Source organism: Streptomyces sp. RP5T (assembly GCF_003933965.1).
Classification (GTDB): domain Bacteria; phylum Actinomycetota; class Actinomycetes; order Streptomycetales; family Streptomycetaceae; genus Streptomyces.
Window position 1 is genome coordinate 1 of record NZ_RSAJ01001030.1, and the last position, 1,615, is coordinate 1,615.

Below are 1,615 nucleotides of genomic sequence, written 5' to 3' on the forward strand. Positions count from 1 at the left end.
CGGAGTCGGAAGGCGGAAGGGGCGGCGGGGCGAGACCGGGTGCGGAGGGCTCCCCGCCCGGCCCCGCGGAGGGCCGGTCCGACTCCGTATCCCGCGGCGAGTGCGTCCCCTGCTGTCCCGGGGCGCCGGCACCGGTGGACTCCAGCAGCCACTGCTGCCCCGTAGAACCGTTGCGCTCGGTGACGACCACGGTCTCCCCCTTGCCCGGGGCCACCAGGAGTCCCTTCCCTCGGCGCAGCAGCAGTTCGCCGCGCACGGTGAGGTCGTAGCGGACCTCTCCTGTGCGGGGCAGGCAGTCGGCGACCACGACCGACCGCTTCTCGGCGTCCGCGTCGAGGCAGAGGGCGGGGTCGGCCGCGCTGCGCAGCAGTCCGTCCTCCTGGTAGATCCACTGCTGCGATCCGGCGGAGGAGCACCGCGCCAGCACGGCCGGCGTGCCGTCCGCGGTCCGCGCGTCGCGGGTGTCCAGGCACAGGCCGGCGTCGGCGTTGCGCAGCGTGCCGTGGCCGATCTCGACGGGGTCGCCCATGGAGGCGGTGGACGGGGAGCCGGCGTTCCGGGAGACCTCCGACGGACTCGGGCGCACGGTGTTGCCGCTCACCACGCCCCAGGTGGCGCCCGGCGTGGGAACACCGCCGTCGTCGGACCAGACCTTGGTGACCAGCACCGTGGCGAGCAGGGCCAGGGAGGTCAGGCCCGCGCCCACGAGAACGGCTCGGGCGTTCCTGCGCGGCGGGGCGAGCGGGCCCGCCGGGACGGGGCGGTGGCGCCCGCCGGGCTTCGCGCGGGCCGCGCCGGGCGGGGCCGGGGCCGGACGCCCGGCGGCACGCGCGGGCCGTGAGTCGAGGTAGCGGTGGGCGCCCCAGCCGAGCACCGTCTCGGCGAGCAGCACGTCGAGACCGCCCTCGAAATGGCTGAGCTGTTCGGCGGCGTGACGGCAGTACCGGCATTCCGTCAGGTGTTCACGGACATCGGGCAGAAGACCCCCGCCCCGACGAATCGGGACATCCAGGAGACGATTGTAGAAACGGCATTCAGAAGTGGGCGCGAGTTCCCGGTGGGCACGGACACAGCCGGTGCGGAATTGTTCGCGGGCCTGGTCGAGGGCGGCCGCCGCGCGGCCCGTGTCCACGCCCAGCAGACCGGCGGGTACGGATATGGGTTCGGCTTCGACCTCGGTATGCCACAACAGGCATTGGGAAGCCCCGGGAAGGGCCCGGAATGCGCGCTCGGCGAGCAGTCGCCTTTCGGAGGTGACGGACCTCGCGGCGCGCAGACCGCGACCGCCGATCGTCTTGCGGAGTTCCGGCAGCACGGCGGCTATTGCGTCGTCCGCGGCCCACTCCTTGACGAACTCCCGGACCGCTACGAGGAGTTGCGGGCGCAGTGCACCGTCGCCCGTACGTCCGAGCACACGATGAAATGCGGCCGCGGCGGCCATCGAGGCCGAACCCGACCAGGAGGCGAGGCAGATGACGGCATATTCATGGGTCGCTTGCCAGTGCCGCGCCATCAGCAGCGCGACGGCATGGGCGTCCACACGGTTCTCCCCCAGCCGGGCCAGGAGATTGCGGTCGGACTCCACCGGACTCGATCCGGGGCGTGGCGGGTAAGG

Annotated in this window: 1 protein-coding gene; it reads right to left on the reverse strand. The window is 73.2% G+C overall.

From position 1 onward, the window contains the following. On the reverse strand, positions 1 to 1,585 hold a 1,585-nt coding region (locus EHS43_RS44170), incomplete at its 3' end, for an RICIN domain-containing protein (protein ID WP_312023482.1). Positions 1,586 to 1,615 lie beyond the last annotated feature (30 nt).